This is a genomic window from Photobacterium malacitanum (genome assembly GCF_900185615.1).
Classification (GTDB): Bacteria; Pseudomonadota; Gammaproteobacteria; order Enterobacterales; family Vibrionaceae; genus Photobacterium; species Photobacterium malacitanum.
On sequence record NZ_FYAK01000001.1, the window covers coordinates 1,060,420 to 1,076,305 of the forward strand.

The window sequence follows — 15,886 nt, forward strand, 5'->3', positions numbered from 1 at the left end:
CTCTGATAACAAGACTTCAAATCATTAGAGCGATGACTATAGCTACAATAAAATTCAGGCCCCCGAAGGAGCCTGAATTTTAAAACAATAATAATAATCTATTGGATTAACATTGATTATATTTTACTGATTTTTCTCGGTATGCAGCAATACGATTAGGGGTGATCATAACCCGATCTTGGTCCATCACATCGGCATTAAGTTGATCGGCAATTTGCTGGGCCGTTTGAAGCATCATATTAAAGTTACTGGATGCTTTTCCATGACAAGGCAACATTAAGAAAAAGCCAATACCTGGCGTTTCAAAATGCTGATAATTGGTTTCAGGAAATGTACCAGGATTAACCAAATTGGTAACAGAGAAAATAACAGGCTCAGTACCGGCTAAGTCTGCATGACGATGAAACACTGAGTTTTCACCAAAAATCAAACCATTACGCTCTAAGCATGCAAATAATGATGGCCCGCGTAATACCTTACCTTTACGAGCATGCACACACAAAGATAAATAGCTTGGCGGCAAAGGTTCAGGCTCTGGTAATATCTCCGGTTCAACAATGTCGTCAAGTTCAGGCTCTGGCGTAATTTCAGGCTTAGGTGTTTTTTCGGCAACAGTTTCTGTTACAACACTCTCTACAACACGATCTTGCGGTTTATCATCTTCAGCGGCAGGCGTAAATATCGGCGTCGGTGCTGTAATAGCTTCGGCGGCAACGGTCGGTTGAGCGGCAACGGTCGGTTGAGCGGCAACAGTTGGTTGAGCGGCAACGGTCGGTTGAGCAGCAACAGTCGGTTGAGCAGCAACAGTTGGTTGAGCAGCAACAGCCGGTTGAGCAGCAACAGTCGGTTGAGCGGCAACAGTTGGTTGAGCAGCAACAGTTGGTTGAGCAGCAACAGTTGGTTGAGCAGCAACAGTCGGTTGAGCAGCAACGGTCGGTTGAGCAGCAACAGTCGGTTGAGCAGCAACAGTCGGCTGAGCAGCAACAGTCGGCTGAGCAGCAACAGTCGGCTGAGCAGCAACAGTCGGCTGAGCAGCAACAGTTGGTTGAGCAGCAACGGTCGGTTGAGCAACAACAGTCGGTTGAACAGCAACGGTCGGTTGAGCGGCAGATCCAATATTCATCTGAGGCTCAATACGCTCATGTGTCGCCACTTTAGCTGATGTATTAGCCGTTTGAGGGGCTGTTTCACCTAATAATGGATCATACTGAGGGCGCTCGCCAAAACTAAAACCAGGCTCTTTACGTTTAGGGGCTGGCTGCTGAGTTTCGCTAACCTCAGCTTGAGTTGGTTTTGCTGGTGTCACTTCCGGTGCACTATTCACAACGCGGACGTCACTAACACTCTCTTGAGCAATATCTTGACTCTCAAGATTCGCTTCATCTATTTTACTTAGTGGCTTCTCACCAAATTTAGCTGGTTTTTCTTTTCTACTTGTCCATAGACCATGAAAAAGAAGCGCAGCAATTGCTAACGCACCAACAATAATAAGAACCAGACGCAATTCCTGCATATGAATACTCTAAATTAACTCGTTATCCCTTTACGGGGTTAATAATAGAAAAAAATCTACTAGGAAACTTAGTATCTAGTTAGAATTTCTCACCGAATGACTTACTGTACCAAAACTCACTTGACAATGAGAACATGAATATCGAGATTCCATCAAGATAGTGTAAGCTTAGTTATTTTTGTACAATTTTAAATCATTTTTGTATTGTTACTCATCATTTTTATTTATGGTCAACGTAGTGACAACAATTTTACGAATTGATTCCATCCTACCTCGGCAATTAAAATCTATAAAGTAATCTAAACAGATGAACAGTAAAACACTAGAAAATGCTTGTTCAGGAGAAAGAAATGCCACAACAGCATAATACAACCCCCACAACCAGTGGTGCAGGTTATTTTTTTCAAGGTCTACAGCTCGCCTTCCAACCGGGCACGCGTCGCTTTGTTCTCATTCCGCTAGTGATAAATATGGTGTTGCTTGGTAGCGCTTTTGCAACATTATTAACTCACCTAAGTGGTTGGATCGACAATTGGCTGAGCTATTTACCTAGCTGGCTAGAATGGCTGTCCTATATTTTATGGCCATTATTAGCGATTGCGGCTTTAGTCTCGTTTTCATATTTCTTTAGTACCATTGCTAATTGGATAGCAGCCCCATTTAATGGTTTATTGGCCGAGTATCTTGAAGCTAAACTCACAGGGCAAACACCACCGGATGATAGCTTTAAAGCCTTGATTACCGATTTACCTCGTACCATGGGACGTGAATGGACCAAGCTTAAATATTATCTACCTAAAGCGATTGGATTACTCATTTTAATGTGGATTCCTGCTATCGGACAAACGGTTGCTCCAATATTATGGTTTTTATTCAATGCTTGGATGATGACGATTCAATATGCTGACTATCCATTTGATAACCATAAAGTACCGTTTCCTGAAATGAGAGATGCGCTAAAACAAAAGCGAACTCAAGCACTCAGTTTTGGTGCGGTAGTGATGCTATTAACCATGGTACCTATTGTTAATTTATTTGTAATGCCTATCGCCGTTTGTGGTGCAACAGCAATGTGGGTTGATCATTATCGTAGCCAATTTAAACGTTACTGATCATTAAGATAGCTACTTATGTTAAGACCGACAGTATTTGCGCTGTTGGTCTTTTTTTTATTTTTCTCATAAAAAAGTGCTATTTTAACCGCACTACATAGCAACAAAATACAAACAATTAATCAATAAAGGTAGCAACTATCACACAATAACAATAAGATATAACAATTAATTACTTTGCAAATATTGAGACAGGTATATGCTTATTCTATTCAACATTGAGTCTAATTTGTCACGAAGGAACGAAGTATGAGCAAAATATACGAAGATAACTCTCTCACTATTGGTAATACACCGCTGGTACGTCTTAATCGTGTCAGTAATGGCAAAGTGATTGCAAAAATTGAAGCACGTAACCCTAGCTTTAGTGTTAAATGCCGTATCGGCGCCAATATGGTATGGGAAGCTGAGAAGAATGGTCTTCTAAAAGAAGGTATAGAACTTGTAGAGCCTACCAGTGGTAATACTGGTGTCGCTCTTGCTTTTGTCGCCGCAGCTCGTGGTTACAAATTGACGTTAACAATGCCAGAAAGCATGAGCCTTGAGCGCCGCAAATTATTAAAAGCGCTTGGTGCAAATCTGGTATTAACTGAAGCGGCAAAAGGTATGAAGGGCGCGATTGATAAAGCTGAAGAAATCGTCAACTCAAATCCAAGTAAATATCTCCTATTACAACAATTTAATAATCCAGCTAACCCTGCTATTCATGAAAAAACAACCGGTCCTGAAATCTGGGATGCCACTGATGGCGAGATTGATGTTTTTGTCTCAGGTGTTGGCACTGGCGGTACAATTACCGGTGTGAGTCGTTATATTAAACAACAACAAGGAAAAGCAATTACTGTTGTTGCCGTTGAGCCTGCAGAATCACCAGTGATCACTCAAACAGTAAATGGTGATACCGTTCAACCTGCACCACATAAAATTCAAGGTATCGGCGCTGGTTTTATTCCAGGTAATCTTGATTTAGCCCTTATCGATGAAATTGAGCAAGTCAGTTCTGATGATGCGATTGAAATGGCACGTCGCCTGATGGATGAAGAAGGTATTTTGGCGGGTATTTCATCAGGTGCTGCTGTGGTTGCTGCAAATAATATTGCTGCTCGACCAGAATTTGCGAATAAAAATATTGTTGTTATTTTACCCAGCTCCGGTGAGCGTTATCTATCAACAGCACTTTTTGCCGGTATTTTTACAGAAAAAGAAACCCAACAGTGATCACACTTTGTGATGCTTTATAGGTATATCCTGACTCAAAAAGGCCCTTTGTGGGCTTTTTTGTTGCATTTTATTCTCAGCTTTACTATAAAGCTGATGCGCTTTATTTTTAGCATCAAAATAAAAGGACAACTATTAGTCAATTTTGATTAATTCAAAAAAAAGTTTCTCATAAAACTTTGATATGGATTAAAGCTAAGACAACATATTATTAGGTAGTTTATACTGCTTGAACAATATGCAGAGATTTATAATCGCATAGGTTATAGCTCATTAAAGCAAACTATTAATATAACGACTATATCTAAATCGGGGTGAAATATGTATCAGAAGCAAGTTGAAATCACAGCACCAAACGGCCTACACACTCGTCCAGCTGCACAATTCGTTAAAGACGCAAAAGCATTTGATGCTGATATCACAGTAACTTCAAATGGTAAAAGCGCAAGTGCTAAGAGCCTATTCAAGCTTCAAACACTAGGCCTAGTTAAAGGTGCTGTTATTACTATCGCAGCTGAAGGTGCACAAGCTCAAGAAGCCGTTGATAAGCTAGTAACTCTTACAGAGCTACATGACGGTGCTGATATCGCAATGTTCCGCGAAATCTAAGCAAAGTTTGTATACAAACGAGTTCCAGTTTTTAGTTAATTAAAGGTAAGGCTATGATTTCAGGTATCCTGGCATCTCCTGGTATTGCTTTCGGTAAAGCATTGCTATTGCAAGAAGAAGAGATTGTTCTAAACAAAACTCCAATCGCTGCAGACCAGATCGATAACGAAATTCAACGTTTCTTCGACGCTCGAAAAAAATCTGCTGAGCAACTTGAAGTTATCAAAGAAAAAGCACGTGTCACCTTTGGTGAAGAGAAAGAAGCCATCTTTGAAGGCCACATCATGTTGCTTGAAGATGAGGAGCTAGAAGAAGAAATTATAGCCCTTATTAAAGATAAGCATTCTGCTGATTATGCTATTTATTCGATCATTGAAGAACAAGCACAAACGCTTGAATCTCTTGATGATGAATACTTAAAAGAACGTGCAAGTGATATTCGTGATATCGGTAGCCGTTTTATTAAAAATGCATTAGGTATTAACGTTATTAATTTAAGTGCTATTGATGAGCAAGTGATTTTGGTTGCTAATGACCTAACACCATCAGAGACTGCACAAATTAATCTAGAGTTCGTTCTTGGCTTTATTACTGATATCGGTGGTCGTACTTCACACACCTCTATCATGGCGCGTTCGCTAGAGATTCCTGCGATTGTGGGAACGAATACTATTACATCTGAAGTTAAGAACGGCGATATGCTAGTTCTTGATGCAATCAATAACCAGATTGTTATCAATCCAACTGAAGATGAACTAAACAAATTTAAAGCTATCCGTGATGCTGCTAAAGCAGAGCAAGAAGAATTAGCTAAGCTAAAAGATCTTCCTGCTATCACACTTGATGGTAAACAAGTTGAAGTATGCGGTAACATCGGTACAGTTAAAGACTGTAATGGCGTTAACCGTAATGGCGGTGAAGGCGTTGGTCTATACCGTACTGAATTCTTGTTTATGGACCGTGATTCTCTGCCAACAGAAGAAGAACAGTACCAAGCATACAAAGAAGTTGCTGAAGCAATGCATGGCGAGCCAGTGATCATCCGTACTATGGATATCGGTGGTGATAAAGATCTACCTTACTTAGATCTTCCTAAGGAAATGAACCCATTCTTGGGTTGGCGTGCAATTCGCATCAGCCTAGATCGTCGTGAAATTCTTCGTGACCAATTCCGTGCTATCTTGCGTGCATCAGCTCATGGTAAAGTTCGTATCATGTTCCCGATGATTATTTCGGTAGAAGAAGTACGTACATTAAAAGCAGCAATTGAAGAGTTTAAGGTTGAATTAACAGCAGAAGGCTTAGCATTTGACGCTAACATCGAAATCGGTGTTATGGTTGAAACACCAGCAGCTGCAGCGATTGCGCACCATTTAGCGAAAGAAGTTTCTTTCTTTAGTATTGGTACCAACGATTTAACCCAGTATACTCTAGCAGTTGACCGTGGTAATGAGCTTATTTCTCATCTCTACAACCCGCTATCGCCTGCTGTACTTACTGTGATCAAGCAAGTTATTGATGCTTCTCACGCTGAAGGTAAGTGGACAGGTATGTGTGGCGAGCTTGCTGGCGACGAACGCGCTACCCTACTGTTATTAGGTATGGGTCTTGACGAGTTCAGCATGAGTGCGATTTCTATCCCTCGCGTGAAGAAAGTTATCCGTAACGCTAACTTTGCTGACGTAAAAGCAATGGCAGAGTATGCATTATCTCTTCCAACTGCTGCTGAGATTGAAGAGCACGTAGAAAAATTCATCGCAGAAAAGACCATCTGCTAATAATATAGCAGATAGAATAACAACGCTTAGGAGCAACGATATGGGTCTGTTTGACAAATTAAAGAAAATGGTTTCTGACGACAGCAGCGAAGCTGGTGTAATTGAAATTATTGCACCTCTTTCTGGTGAAATCGTTAACATCGAAGATGTGCCTGATGTAGTATTTGCTGAAAAAATTGTTGGTGACGGTATTGCTATCAAACCAACTGGCAACAAAATGGTTGCACCAGTAAACGGTACTATCGGTAAGATTTTCGAAACTAACCACGCTTTCTCTATTGAGTCTGACGATGGCATCGAGCTTTTTGTTCACTTCGGTATCGATACTGTTGAACTTAAAGGCGAAGGTTTTACTCGCATCGCTGAAGAAGGCCAAACTGTTAAAGTTGGCGATACTATCATCGAATTCGATCTTGCAATCCTAGAAGAGAAAGCTAAGTCTACATTGACGCCAGTTGTTATCTCTAACATGGATGAGATCAAAGAGTTGATCAAGCTATCTGGTGCTGTAAACGTTGGTGAAACACCAGTATTACGCATCAAGAAATAAGATTGTTGATATCTTAATAAAAACGCAGCTTTATAGCTGCGTTTTTTTATGGCTACAAAATAAGACTCTAACTCTTAAAACGCTTTCATAGCGACACAGGCGCTTTCACATATTGAGTTCATACTCTTAGCTTAAATAACTATTAGAATCTCTCTATCATCAATTCAGGCAGCCTTATTGCCATCATATATACCAATAAAAAACGCGACCATAAAATAATCGCGCTTCTTAAGCATAATCGAAATCAATCATCAGGGTTTATGCGGTCATCACTTCAACTTGTAATTTGACATGCTCGCTACTTGGCTCACCGGATTCAAATAGCATTGGCATATTTAATCCTGTTGATAGTGTTTGAGCTAAAATAGTTCGCCAGCCACCATCATCTAATCGCTCTTGAACTTGCAATGCAATACTGACCTTATCAGCAGATACATCTAGCAATTGCGCACTGCCTACTACTTCACGGCATAAATGGTGATTATCCTGACGTAATCCTTCGAAAAAAATAGTTTCTTCGCCAGGTAATAGTGACAACGATGTATTCACCATTTGTCGGCTACGACAAGCACTGTGCATCTCAAAACTAACATCAAGTAGCCAATCCGCCATTGCTAATGGGCTTAATAATGTGCTTAAAAATAATTGTCCTTTACCCATAGATAACTTTTCCATTACAACTACCTCTAAAAAGCTAATCTGCAAATACATCTTTTACTCGTGAGCTTCGAAGTAGATACAATCCAAGCCAAACGGTTAATAACAAGGTTAATGCGCGTACCCAAGAAAACGCACCTTGACTCAACACGAGATGATATATTTGCAAAGCAAAATCGATACTGTAAGCAGCTATTAATATTTTTTTTCCATGCTGCCACAGATAATGTATAACTTTATTGTCACTACTACGCTGACCTGATAACCACATTAATACTAAAGCAGGACCTCCCAGTACCATGCCGATATACAATGTGTCACGAAGCGGATAAATCAACTCAAGTAGTTGTCCACCTTGAGTGCGACTTACTCCAGCCATCACAAAAATTACCCATGCTTTCGCATTAAAAATCAGCGCAAGCCATAACATGTTATTTAATTTTAGTTGCCCATGTTCATCGTAGGCATTGATAGGATAAAGCAAACAACTTTCCTCACACTTGTTCAACTCAATACGCATCAATCTCGATAACATCAGCACGTTACGGCTTAGTTTTGACTCTAATCGATCAACGCATAATAAGTACTATTTAAGGGTTGTTTTTGTGGATCACCGCACTTTTCATTTATTTATATTGCCTAGCAAGTCACGTTTTTTGATCAAAAACCAACAATTAGTGGTTATTTATTAACCACCAACAGTCACAAAAACAGCCTCTAAATTCTTTTTAATCATAAGGTTACAATATGAATGTAGTATTAACACCATATTCATCTAAAATTGGAAATTTCATACAAAAAAGCTTATTTATATAAATCCTTACACATATGCCAACAATCACACATATGACAACACTACTGCTAAAATTAACTAATCAGATATAATCACTGCTCCTTATCATTTTTACGTAAGGTCAATAATAACGATGACAACCATAAAAAAGCAGCCAGCGCCTTCTGCGGAAACACAAATAGAGGCATTACGAGTAGCGAAAGCAACCCAAAAAGAAGGCCAAACTAAAGAACAAACAAAACTGATAGCACAAGGTATTCAGAAAGGCATTGAGCAATATAAAAAACAACAAAAAGCCAAAGCACGGGAGCGTGATAAATTAAAAAAGAAACATGCCCAATCTAAAAATACCCAACCAGAGATAGCAGCAACCACTACGCCTGCCGCGAATCCGAATATCATCTACAAGCAACATTGGCTACCATGGACAATCACCCTTGTCTCTTGGATTGGCTTTGGGCTTTATTTCGTTTACACCCACCCACAATGATGAGAGTGAATATGAAGATTGTTGGCTTTATCAGTGTATTAAGTGGCCTAATCAGTGGCTGTGCTGACCCTCAATCAGTACCATGGCAGCGTCAGATTGATTCGCCTTGCGATAATAAATCCCACTGTGTATCAACGCTTGAGCAACGCGAAAAATACCACTTAGCCCCTTTTCTGTTGACACCTAAAGGTATACGAAGCTGGAGCGAAATTATTGCGCTAGCACAAACCCTACCCGGCGCAAAACTTATTGAAAGTGATGACCATTATTTTCATATTGAAGTTCAAAGCGCAGTGTTTGGATTCATTGATGATTTTGAGGTCAAACAGCATGATCAACAACTGCAAATACGATCCATTTCTCGCAGTGGTTATTCTGATTTTGGTGTTAATCGGAAACGTGCTCAGCAATTTAGAACATTATTGATCGATCAACAATTAATACACGATACAACCACCAGCAACTGATTGACTGGCCTATGAATAAACTAAAAAGCCATGGTAACGTAAGTATTCACTCAGGTAACCATGGCTTAATATTCATATTGTAGTAGCTATTTAATCAAGGTTTTTATCTTTGCCTAATGATAATAGTCCAACACACACAGCAGCAACCGCGATAAAGCCAGATAAAATAATCATTGGCATCGCAGCATAACCCAGTACATGCCAAATAACAGATTCTAGCGTACTCATTATCTCTCCTTTGGTTTATTGCCACCCTGCCACATCTTTCATGTCAGGTAACTTATGGGCAATCCCCTTATGACAATCAACACAGGTTTTATCACCTGATGCTAGTGCGGTTGAGTGCTGCTTTGCACTCCGCGGAGCTTGCTCAGAAAAATCCATATAATTGAACTGATGGCAATTACGACACTCTTGAGAATCATTATTTTTCATTCGCTGCCACTCGCGCTCAGCAAGATGACCGCGACGAGCATTGAATTTTTCAGGGGTATCAATAGTGCCCATCATATGTGCAACAATTTCTTTTGATGCCTGCACCTTTCGCACAATTTTATCAGTCCAATTATGCGGCACGTGACAATCTGAACAAATCGCTCGAACTCCAGAACGGTTTGAAAAGTGAATTGTTTCTTGAATTTCTTTAACGATTGGCGCATGACAGCCAGCACAGAATTCTTCAGAGTTAGTCTTTTCCATCACGGTATTAAATCCGCCCCAGAATAATAACCCCCCCATAAATCCCATAAACAGCACTAAACCAACCGCAACTTTACTGGGTGTTTTTAGCCGTAGCCAAAATGTTTTTAACAACTTCATAGATAAACCCTTTTACTATTCAGTCACGATTAACGTAATGCGTTTACGCGTTTAAAATCATTTTCAACCAGTGGCTTAGCTTCCGCTTGAGGTACATGACACTGCAAGCAAAAATAGCGACTTGGTGAGACATCAGACAACACTTGCCCCTGCTGTGGGGATATATAATGGGTCACACTGATTTTAGTGGCGTTCATTTGTTTAGCATTTTTCCAGCTATGGCAGGCTAAACATTTATTGGCATTTAACGACACTTCATAATGACGAATGCTATGAGGGATCAATGGTGGCTGATATACATAATCACTATCGATAAGACCTTGATCTTTAGGGTAGTGTTTCATTGGGTCTGCTGGACGTGTTGTCTCTAACTCAACCATGCCGCGTAACGACTCAACGCCGCCGATACCACCAGGGTTATCAAGTTTAGCCGCCGCTGCAATATTTGCGGCGGTTGTGGTTGCTGCAGCCGAATCACTATCATCACTATGCGCGATACCTGTAAGCATCAGCCCTGCGACTAATACTGCAAAAAATAATCGTTTCATGCTGTTCTCCGTTACTAGGCATATTCTAGTTACAGCGAACGACTGTCTACGTTCGCTGAATTGATTGATTAGATCTTGGTGATCTTAATTGGGCACTTTTTGAAATCTGTCTGTTTCGACAATGGATCTGTTGCATCCAAAATCAATTTATTGACGAGAATATTTGCATCAAAAAACGGCACGAAAACTAATCCAACCGGAGGGCGATTTCGACCACGCGTTTCCACTCGACAACGAACTTCTCCACGACGAGAAGCAAGTAACACTTCATCACCACGACGAAGGTTGCGGGCTTTAGCATCTTGAGGGTTGATATAACACCACGCATCAGGTACCGCTTTATATAACTCTGGTACACGGCGAGTCATGGTGCCCGTATGCCAATGCTCTAACACGCGCCCAGTACACAGCCACATATCATAATCTTGATCAGGCACTTCTGGCGGCGCTTCATAAGGCGCTGAAATAATAAGTGCCTTACCGTCGGGCTTGCCATAAAAATCCCACCCCGAACCTTTTTTAGCATACGGATCAGACCCTTCCTTAAAGCGCCATTGCGTTTCTTTGCCATCAACAACTGGCCAACGTAAACCACGCACTTTATGGTAAGTATCATAAGGTGCTAAATCATGCCCATGACCACGGCCAAAACTGGCATACTCTTCAAACAGCCCTTTTTGAACGTAATAACCTTGCGCTTGTGCATCATCATTTAATGGCTGGGCTTCGGTTAATGGGTATTTATCAACCTGAGCATTACGGAACAAAATGTCATACATGGTTTTGCCACGGTATTGCGGCATTTTATTAAGTAATGCCTCATCCCAGATTTCTTCAACCTTAAACCGCTTAGAGAACTCCATGATCTGCCATAAGTCTGATTTAGCTTCACCCGGTGCTTTAACTTGCTGATACCAAGCTTGAGTACGACGCTCAGCATTGCCGTAAGCGCCTTCTTTTTCAACCCACATTGCGGTCGGTAAAATCAAATCAGATGCTTGCGCCGTTACTGTTGGATAAGGATCTGAACACACAATGAAATTGTCAGGGTTACGGTAACCAGGCAGACGCTCCTCATTAATATTTGGACCCGCTTGCATATTGTTGTTACACATCACCCAGTAAGCATTCAGTTTACCGTCATTTAGCATTCGATCTTGCTGCACCGCGTGATAACCCGGTTTAGGTGGAATAGTACCTTCAGGCAATTTCCAAATTTTTTCAGCAATGGCGCGATGTTTAGGATTAGCGACCAATAAATCAGCCGGTAAACGGTGAGCAAAGGTACCCACTTCACGCGCAGTACCACATGCCGATGGCTGGCCTGTTAATGAAAACGGACTATTGCCTGGTGTCGATATTTTACCGGTTAATAAATGTAGGTTATAAACCAAACTTTGCATCCATACACCACGGGTATGTTGGTTCATACCCATGGTCCACAATGACATTACCTTCAGCTTAGGATCGGCATAATATTTGGCTAACTGCACCAACTTTTCAGGCTCTACGCCTGACATTTGAGAGGCTTTTTCAAGAGTATAATCAGCCACTGACGCTTTATATTCTTCAAACGTCATTGGGAATAATTCACCCGAGTTAGGGTTCGCTGCTTGTTTTTGTAATGGATTATCATCACGTAAGCCGTAACCAATATCAGTTTGGGCACGTTTAAAATGGGTATGTTTATTAACAAAATCCCAATTAACTGCATCATTTTCAATAATGTAGTTAGCAATATAGTTAGCAATCGCTAAATCAGTTTGAGGGTGAAAAATCATACCGTTATCAGCGAGCTCAAACGAACGATGCTCATAGGTCGAGAGTACGTTAACTTTAACGTGAGGATGACTCAAACGGCGATCAGTTAAGCGCGTCCATAACACCGGATGCATTTCAGCCATGTTTGAACCCCACAGCACAAACACATCAGCATGTTCCAGATCGTCATAACATCCCATTGGTTCGTCAATACCAAAAGTACGAATAAACCCGACTACCGCCGAGGCCATACAATGGCGAGCATTGGGATCGATGTTATTAGAACGAAAACCCGCTTTCATCATCTTAGATGCAGCATAGCCTTCCATCACCGTCCATTGACCCGAACCAAACATGCCCACACCAGATGGACCTTGTTTTTTCAGCGCCGCTTTCCACTTTTCAGCCATTACATCAAAGGCCTGATCCCATGAAACCGGCGTAAACTCACCATCTTTATGATATTGACCATTCTTCATCCGTAATAACGGCGTTTGTAAACGATCTTTGCCGTACATTATTTTCGATAAAAAATAGCCTTTAATACAGTTAAGGCCTTTATTTACCGGAGCTTGCGGATCGCCTTGAGTTGCAACCACCCGTCCATTTTTAGTACCAACTAAAACTGAACAGCCAGTGCCACAAAAACGACACGGTGCTTTATCCCATTTAATTTTGGTTTCATCAGAACTCACAATTAAATTCGTTGCAGATGCAGGTAAAGAAATACCCGCCACTGCAGCAGCAGACGCTGCAGCATTTGCTTTCACAAATGCTCTTCTTGTCATTTTCATAGCTTACCCTCAGCGTGTGAATCGTAGTGCTCAATATGGTGATAGACCAAAAAAGTGATCAACACATGGTCTAAATTATTAATTTTATCAATTGCATCAGTTACATAGCCTTGGTTCTCTGTCTCAAGTACTACGATAATTTTACCTTCTTCACTTGTCGCAGGAATTTCAGTATTTGGTATTGCTAAAATTTGTTGGCTAATCGTTGTCAAATATTGTGGCTTAACATGAACGATAAGGCTTGAGGTATGCACTTCATGTAATGTCATGTTTACTCTCTATAACTTCAAAATTTAAGGCGTTATCATTTCTATCGCAGCTACTGGACAGCCACTGATACATCCACCACAGCCACTACAATCAGCGCTGTTTATCATAGGCTGTGCAACCTTTCCTATTTGCAAAGTAAAGCGAATAGCTTGAGTTTCACATTGATCGCTGCAACTACGACATTCAATATTATTAACTGCCATGCAAGATGAATTTATTGTCGCAATCTGCGTCCATGGTGATTGATGTTGTAATTCAAACAACGGTTCGGGGCATACCTCTGCACATTGATAACAAAAACTGCATTCCCCTTCACCATGATGAAAATCTATAACTGGAAACCCGCCATCACCTTTAACAATAATATTGGTTTGACAACCATTAACACATGCATTGCAGCGCTGACACTGTTCTATAAAGGTGTTCTCATCCTTTAACCAAGGTAAACGTTGCTGTTGAGACGACTGTTGGCGAGTAAATAAACTTCGACGAGAACGATTAATCACAACCTTCACCTCATAGTTAACTGTGAGAGGTGAACCGCATCACCATTCACTTTCTATTCATTATCTTTTACGTTATTTTTAAATATCGTCATAACCACGAACATACCCCTTAGGGGGTAATTACCCCTACACCTTGTGCTAGATCAATAAAAATAACGATAAAATAACTATTATTTGACGATTTTGTCGCATACTCCGACAGATAAAAGATAAAACGTCTTAATGTCAGTCTAGCAATGAATAACAGCACCGTTTTACTATTAACAAATCTTCATATAAATAGGCCATCTATCATCCATGCACCAACACAAAGTAAATTCTGTCACCACCACTATTGGCCGTTCGATGGTGGCCATTCTGTTTTTAGTCTCAGCCACTATTAGCTTAGCGTTGTGTATGTTGGTTTCGAGCTTAAACGATGCTGCCGCCATAAATACTGCAGGATCATTAAGAATGCAGAGTTATCGGCTGGCATTTGATATCGAAACTCAATCACCATTGCTTAGTACGCATACTGTGGAGTTTGAACAATCCTTGACATCACCAACGATGAAAACATTGCACCACTGGTATGTTCCTCAGAAAATACAGGATCATTACACTGAGTTATTGCTCAGTTGGAGAGCTGTACGTTCACAGTTAGATCAGATGGATAAAGATGGCTATTTAACTCAAGTCGCTCCTTTTGTTGAGCGTATCGATCAATTTGTATTTGAGTTACAACAATCATCTGAAAATAAATTGCACCTGTTAGCTTTAATCAGTGCGATGGGGTTATTACTTATCTTAATGGTGGTGTTATTTACGATTCAATTTACTCAGCGTCAAATAGTCACGCCGCTTAATCAATTAATGGCAGGATGTAAAAAAATAAAGCAGCACCAATTTTCATTAATAATCAATAATAACAGTGATAATGAATTGGGTATTCTGGCGCGAACATTTACTCAAATGGCCGCAGATCTAAATAAACTTTATACAGATTTAGAACTGAGCGTTAATGAAAAAACCCACCGCTTACGCCATGCTAATGAGTCACTACAGGTGCTATATAACTGTTCACAACAGCTATCAGTAAGCCGCCTGACCCACCAGCATTTTCAACATATGCTCGAAACGTTAATTGCCATTGATGGTTTAACCGCGGCGAAGCTTATTATTGTAGAACCTAATGACACCACCACTGAAATTACGGTTGGCAACCACCACTCAACAGCTTGGCATCAGCAATCATTACTCATTGATGGCGAAATCATGGGTCAACTATGGTGGCAATACCAACTTCCTTGCCCTGATCTTGCTTTGATTGAAAATATCGCCAATATTATAAGTCGCGGGATTTATTACAATCGCGCGCAAAAGCAAACCGAGCAATTACTATTAATGGAAGAGCGTGCCACCATTGCCCGTGAACTGCATGATTCACTAGCCCAATCATTATCATATTTAAAAATTCAATTAACACTATTAAAGCGGCAACTGAAGCTCACGCCAGAAGCCAATCAGCACCAAAGGCAAACAGTACAAACAATTGATGAAGAGTTAGCTAATGCTTATACCCAACTACGTGAATTATTAAGTACATTTAGATTAACCATCAAAGAAGCCAATTTTAATGAGGCACTTAATCAATTATTGGCACCATTACAACAACAGACATCTGCACAATTTGAAGTTGATAATCAATTACCATCAATGGCTTTAATTGCCCATAATCAAGTGCATTTACTGCAAATTATTCGCGAAGCCATACTCAATGCGATCAAGCATGCCAATGCGAGTCATATTAGTGTTAGTTGTCATCAACAGCAGCAGATGATTAACGTTGAAATAACCGATGATGGAATAGGGTTTGATCCTTCGCAATCAAAACTCAATCACTATGGCTTAAATATCATGCAAGAACGGGCTTCATGTTTAAAAGGACAATTAATCATTGATTCCCAAATTGGCAAGGGTAGCCAAGTTAAACTGCAATTTGCATTATCAGAAGGATAAAAA

17 protein-coding genes and 1 pseudogene are annotated in these 15,886 nt (G+C 40.5%); 8 read left to right on the top strand and 10 right to left on the bottom strand.

What is annotated here, in order from left to right; all coding sequences use genetic code 11:
* Positions 1-106: 106 nt before the first annotated feature.
* On the bottom strand, positions 107-1,123 hold the full coding sequence (zipA, locus tag PMAL9190_RS04770; protein WP_306341439.1) for a cell division protein ZipA: 1,017 nt from the start codon (positions 1,121-1,123) through the stop codon (positions 107-109).
* Positions 1,124-1,380: 257 nt separating this feature from the next.
* Positions 1,381-1,513: pseudogene (locus PMAL9190_RS20480) on the bottom strand (cell division protein ZipA); the annotation flags it as partial.
* Positions 1,514-1,863: 350 nt separating this feature from the next.
* Between PMAL9190_RS20480 and cysZ the strand changes: the two are divergent.
* The 5 genes from cysZ to crr all read left to right on the top strand — a co-directional run bounded on the left by cysZ (position 1,864) and on the right by crr (position 6,780).
* Complete coding sequence (gene cysZ / locus PMAL9190_RS04775) at positions 1,864-2,625, top strand: sulfate transporter CysZ (RefSeq protein WP_087844129.1); 762 nt, start codon at positions 1,864-1,866, stop codon at positions 2,623-2,625.
* 249 nt (positions 2,626-2,874) lie between these two features.
* Complete coding sequence (gene cysK / locus PMAL9190_RS04780; RefSeq protein WP_087844130.1) at positions 2,875-3,843, top strand: cysteine synthase A; 969 nt, start codon at positions 2,875-2,877, stop codon at positions 3,841-3,843.
* 321 nt (positions 3,844-4,164) lie between these two features.
* Positions 4,165-4,452: an HPr family phosphocarrier protein gene (locus PMAL9190_RS04785; protein WP_087844131.1), complete on the top strand. Its 288-nt coding sequence runs from the start codon at positions 4,165-4,167 to the stop codon at positions 4,450-4,452.
* Between the two features lie 53 nt (positions 4,453-4,505).
* Positions 4,506-6,230, top strand: a complete 1,725-nt coding sequence (ptsI, locus tag PMAL9190_RS04790; RefSeq protein WP_087844132.1) for a phosphoenolpyruvate-protein phosphotransferase PtsI — start codon at positions 4,506-4,508, stop codon at positions 6,228-6,230.
* 40 nt (positions 6,231-6,270) lie between these two features.
* A complete protein-coding gene (gene crr / locus PMAL9190_RS04795; RefSeq protein ID WP_060999553.1) occupies positions 6,271-6,780 on the top strand; it encodes a PTS glucose transporter subunit IIA in 510 nt (169 codons plus the stop codon).
* A gap of 258 nt (positions 6,781-7,038) precedes the next feature.
* Here crr and PMAL9190_RS04800 read toward each other — a convergent pair whose 3' ends face one another.
* Both PMAL9190_RS04800 and PMAL9190_RS04805 read right to left on the bottom strand, forming a co-directional pair.
* On the bottom strand, positions 7,039-7,455 hold the full coding sequence (locus PMAL9190_RS04800) for a hypothetical protein (RefSeq protein WP_087844133.1): 417 nt from the start codon (positions 7,453-7,455) through the stop codon (positions 7,039-7,041).
* 19 nt (positions 7,456-7,474) lie between these two features.
* Positions 7,475-7,921 carry a DUF2919 domain-containing protein gene (locus PMAL9190_RS04805; RefSeq protein WP_087844220.1) on the bottom strand — a complete coding sequence of 149 codons (447 nt, stop codon included), beginning with the start codon at positions 7,919-7,921 and terminating at the stop codon, positions 7,475-7,477.
* 442 nt (positions 7,922-8,363) lie between these two features.
* Between PMAL9190_RS04805 and PMAL9190_RS04810 the strand changes: the two genes are divergently transcribed.
* Both PMAL9190_RS04810 and PMAL9190_RS04815 read left to right on the top strand, forming a co-directional pair.
* Positions 8,364-8,720 (top strand): DUF2956 domain-containing protein, encoded by a 357-nt coding sequence (locus tag PMAL9190_RS04810; protein WP_370738741.1) that lies wholly within the window; start codon positions 8,364-8,366, stop codon positions 8,718-8,720.
* Positions 8,721-8,731: 11 nt separating this feature from the next.
* Positions 8,732-9,187 (top strand): DUF1499 domain-containing protein, encoded by a 456-nt coding sequence (locus PMAL9190_RS04815; RefSeq protein ID WP_087844134.1) that lies wholly within the window; start codon positions 8,732-8,734, stop codon positions 9,185-9,187.
* A 90-nt stretch (positions 9,188-9,277) separates the two neighbouring features.
* Here PMAL9190_RS04815 and PMAL9190_RS04820 read toward each other — a convergent pair whose 3' ends face one another.
* The 6 genes from PMAL9190_RS04820 to napF form a co-directional block, all read right to left on the bottom strand.
* Positions 9,278-9,415, bottom strand: coding sequence for a TIGR02808 family protein (locus tag PMAL9190_RS04820; protein ID WP_087844135.1), 138 nt, complete (start codon positions 9,413-9,415; stop codon positions 9,278-9,280).
* 15 nt (positions 9,416-9,430) lie between these two features.
* Entirely contained in the window at positions 9,431-10,006 is a 576-nt protein-coding gene (locus tag PMAL9190_RS04825) for a NapC/NirT family cytochrome c (RefSeq protein WP_060999543.1), read from the bottom strand.
* 29 nt (positions 10,007-10,035) lie between these two features.
* Positions 10,036-10,554, bottom strand: coding sequence for a nitrate reductase cytochrome c-type subunit (locus PMAL9190_RS04830; protein ID WP_065176640.1), 519 nt, complete (start codon positions 10,552-10,554; stop codon positions 10,036-10,038).
* Positions 10,555-10,622: 68 nt separating this feature from the next.
* The gene (gene napA, locus PMAL9190_RS04835) at positions 10,623-13,109 is read right to left on the bottom strand and encodes a periplasmic nitrate reductase subunit alpha (RefSeq protein ID WP_087844136.1); all 2,487 of its coding nucleotides are present in this window, start codon (positions 13,107-13,109) and stop codon (positions 10,623-10,625) included.
* Complete coding sequence (locus PMAL9190_RS04840) at positions 13,106-13,378, bottom strand: chaperone NapD (protein ID WP_087844137.1); 273 nt, start codon at positions 13,376-13,378, stop codon at positions 13,106-13,108. Before PMAL9190_RS04840 ends, napA begins: the two co-directional genes overlap by 4 nt.
* A gap of 24 nt (positions 13,379-13,402) precedes the next feature.
* Positions 13,403-13,885 carry a ferredoxin-type protein NapF gene (gene napF, locus PMAL9190_RS04845; RefSeq protein WP_087844138.1) on the bottom strand — a complete coding sequence of 161 codons (483 nt, stop codon included), beginning with the start codon at positions 13,883-13,885 and terminating at the stop codon, positions 13,403-13,405.
* A 297-nt stretch (positions 13,886-14,182) separates the two neighbouring features.
* On the opposite strand from napF, the gene narQ reads away from it, so the two are divergent.
* The gene (gene narQ, locus PMAL9190_RS04850; RefSeq protein ID WP_087844139.1) at positions 14,183-15,883 is read left to right on the top strand and encodes a nitrate/nitrite two-component system sensor histidine kinase NarQ; all 1,701 of its coding nucleotides are present in this window, start codon (positions 14,183-14,185) and stop codon (positions 15,881-15,883) included.
* The last annotated feature ends 3 nt before the right edge of the window (positions 15,884-15,886 follow it).

Excerpts from the sequence above, each read along its gene's own strand:
- zipA (WP_306341439.1), bottom strand. The coding sequence starts at position 1,123 with ATGAATATTGGATCTGCCGCTCAACCGACCGTTGCTGTTCAACCGACT.
- cysZ (WP_087844129.1), top strand. The coding sequence starts at position 1,864 with ATGCCACAACAGCATAATACAACCCCCACAACCAGTGGTGCAGGTTAT.
- cysK (WP_087844130.1), top strand. The coding sequence starts at position 2,875 with ATGAGCAAAATATACGAAGATAACTCTCTCACTATTGGTAATACACCG.
- PMAL9190_RS04785 (WP_087844131.1), top strand. The coding sequence starts at position 4,165 with ATGTATCAGAAGCAAGTTGAAATCACAGCACCAAACGGCCTACACACT.
- ptsI (WP_087844132.1), top strand. The coding sequence starts at position 4,506 with ATGATTTCAGGTATCCTGGCATCTCCTGGTATTGCTTTCGGTAAAGCA.
- crr (WP_060999553.1), top strand. The coding sequence starts at position 6,271 with ATGGGTCTGTTTGACAAATTAAAGAAAATGGTTTCTGACGACAGCAGC.
- PMAL9190_RS04800 (WP_087844133.1), bottom strand. The coding sequence starts at position 7,455 with ATGGAAAAGTTATCTATGGGTAAAGGACAATTATTTTTAAGCACATTA.
- PMAL9190_RS04810 (WP_370738741.1), top strand. The coding sequence starts at position 8,364 with ATGACAACCATAAAAAAGCAGCCAGCGCCTTCTGCGGAAACACAAATA.
- PMAL9190_RS04815 (WP_087844134.1), top strand. The coding sequence starts at position 8,732 with ATGAAGATTGTTGGCTTTATCAGTGTATTAAGTGGCCTAATCAGTGGC.
- PMAL9190_RS04820 (WP_087844135.1), bottom strand. The coding sequence starts at position 9,415 with ATGAGTACGCTAGAATCTGTTATTTGGCATGTACTGGGTTATGCTGCG.
- PMAL9190_RS04825 (WP_060999543.1), bottom strand. The coding sequence starts at position 10,006 with ATGAAGTTGTTAAAAACATTTTGGCTACGGCTAAAAACACCCAGTAAA.
- PMAL9190_RS04830 (WP_065176640.1), bottom strand. The coding sequence starts at position 10,554 with ATGAAACGATTATTTTTTGCAGTATTAGTCGCAGGGCTGATGCTTACA.
- napA (WP_087844136.1), bottom strand. The coding sequence starts at position 13,109 with ATGAAAATGACAAGAAGAGCATTTGTGAAAGCAAATGCTGCAGCGTCT.
- PMAL9190_RS04840 (WP_087844137.1), bottom strand. The coding sequence starts at position 13,378 with ATGACATTACATGAAGTGCATACCTCAAGCCTTATCGTTCATGTTAAG.
- narQ (WP_087844139.1), top strand. The coding sequence starts at position 14,183 with ATGCACCAACACAAAGTAAATTCTGTCACCACCACTATTGGCCGTTCG.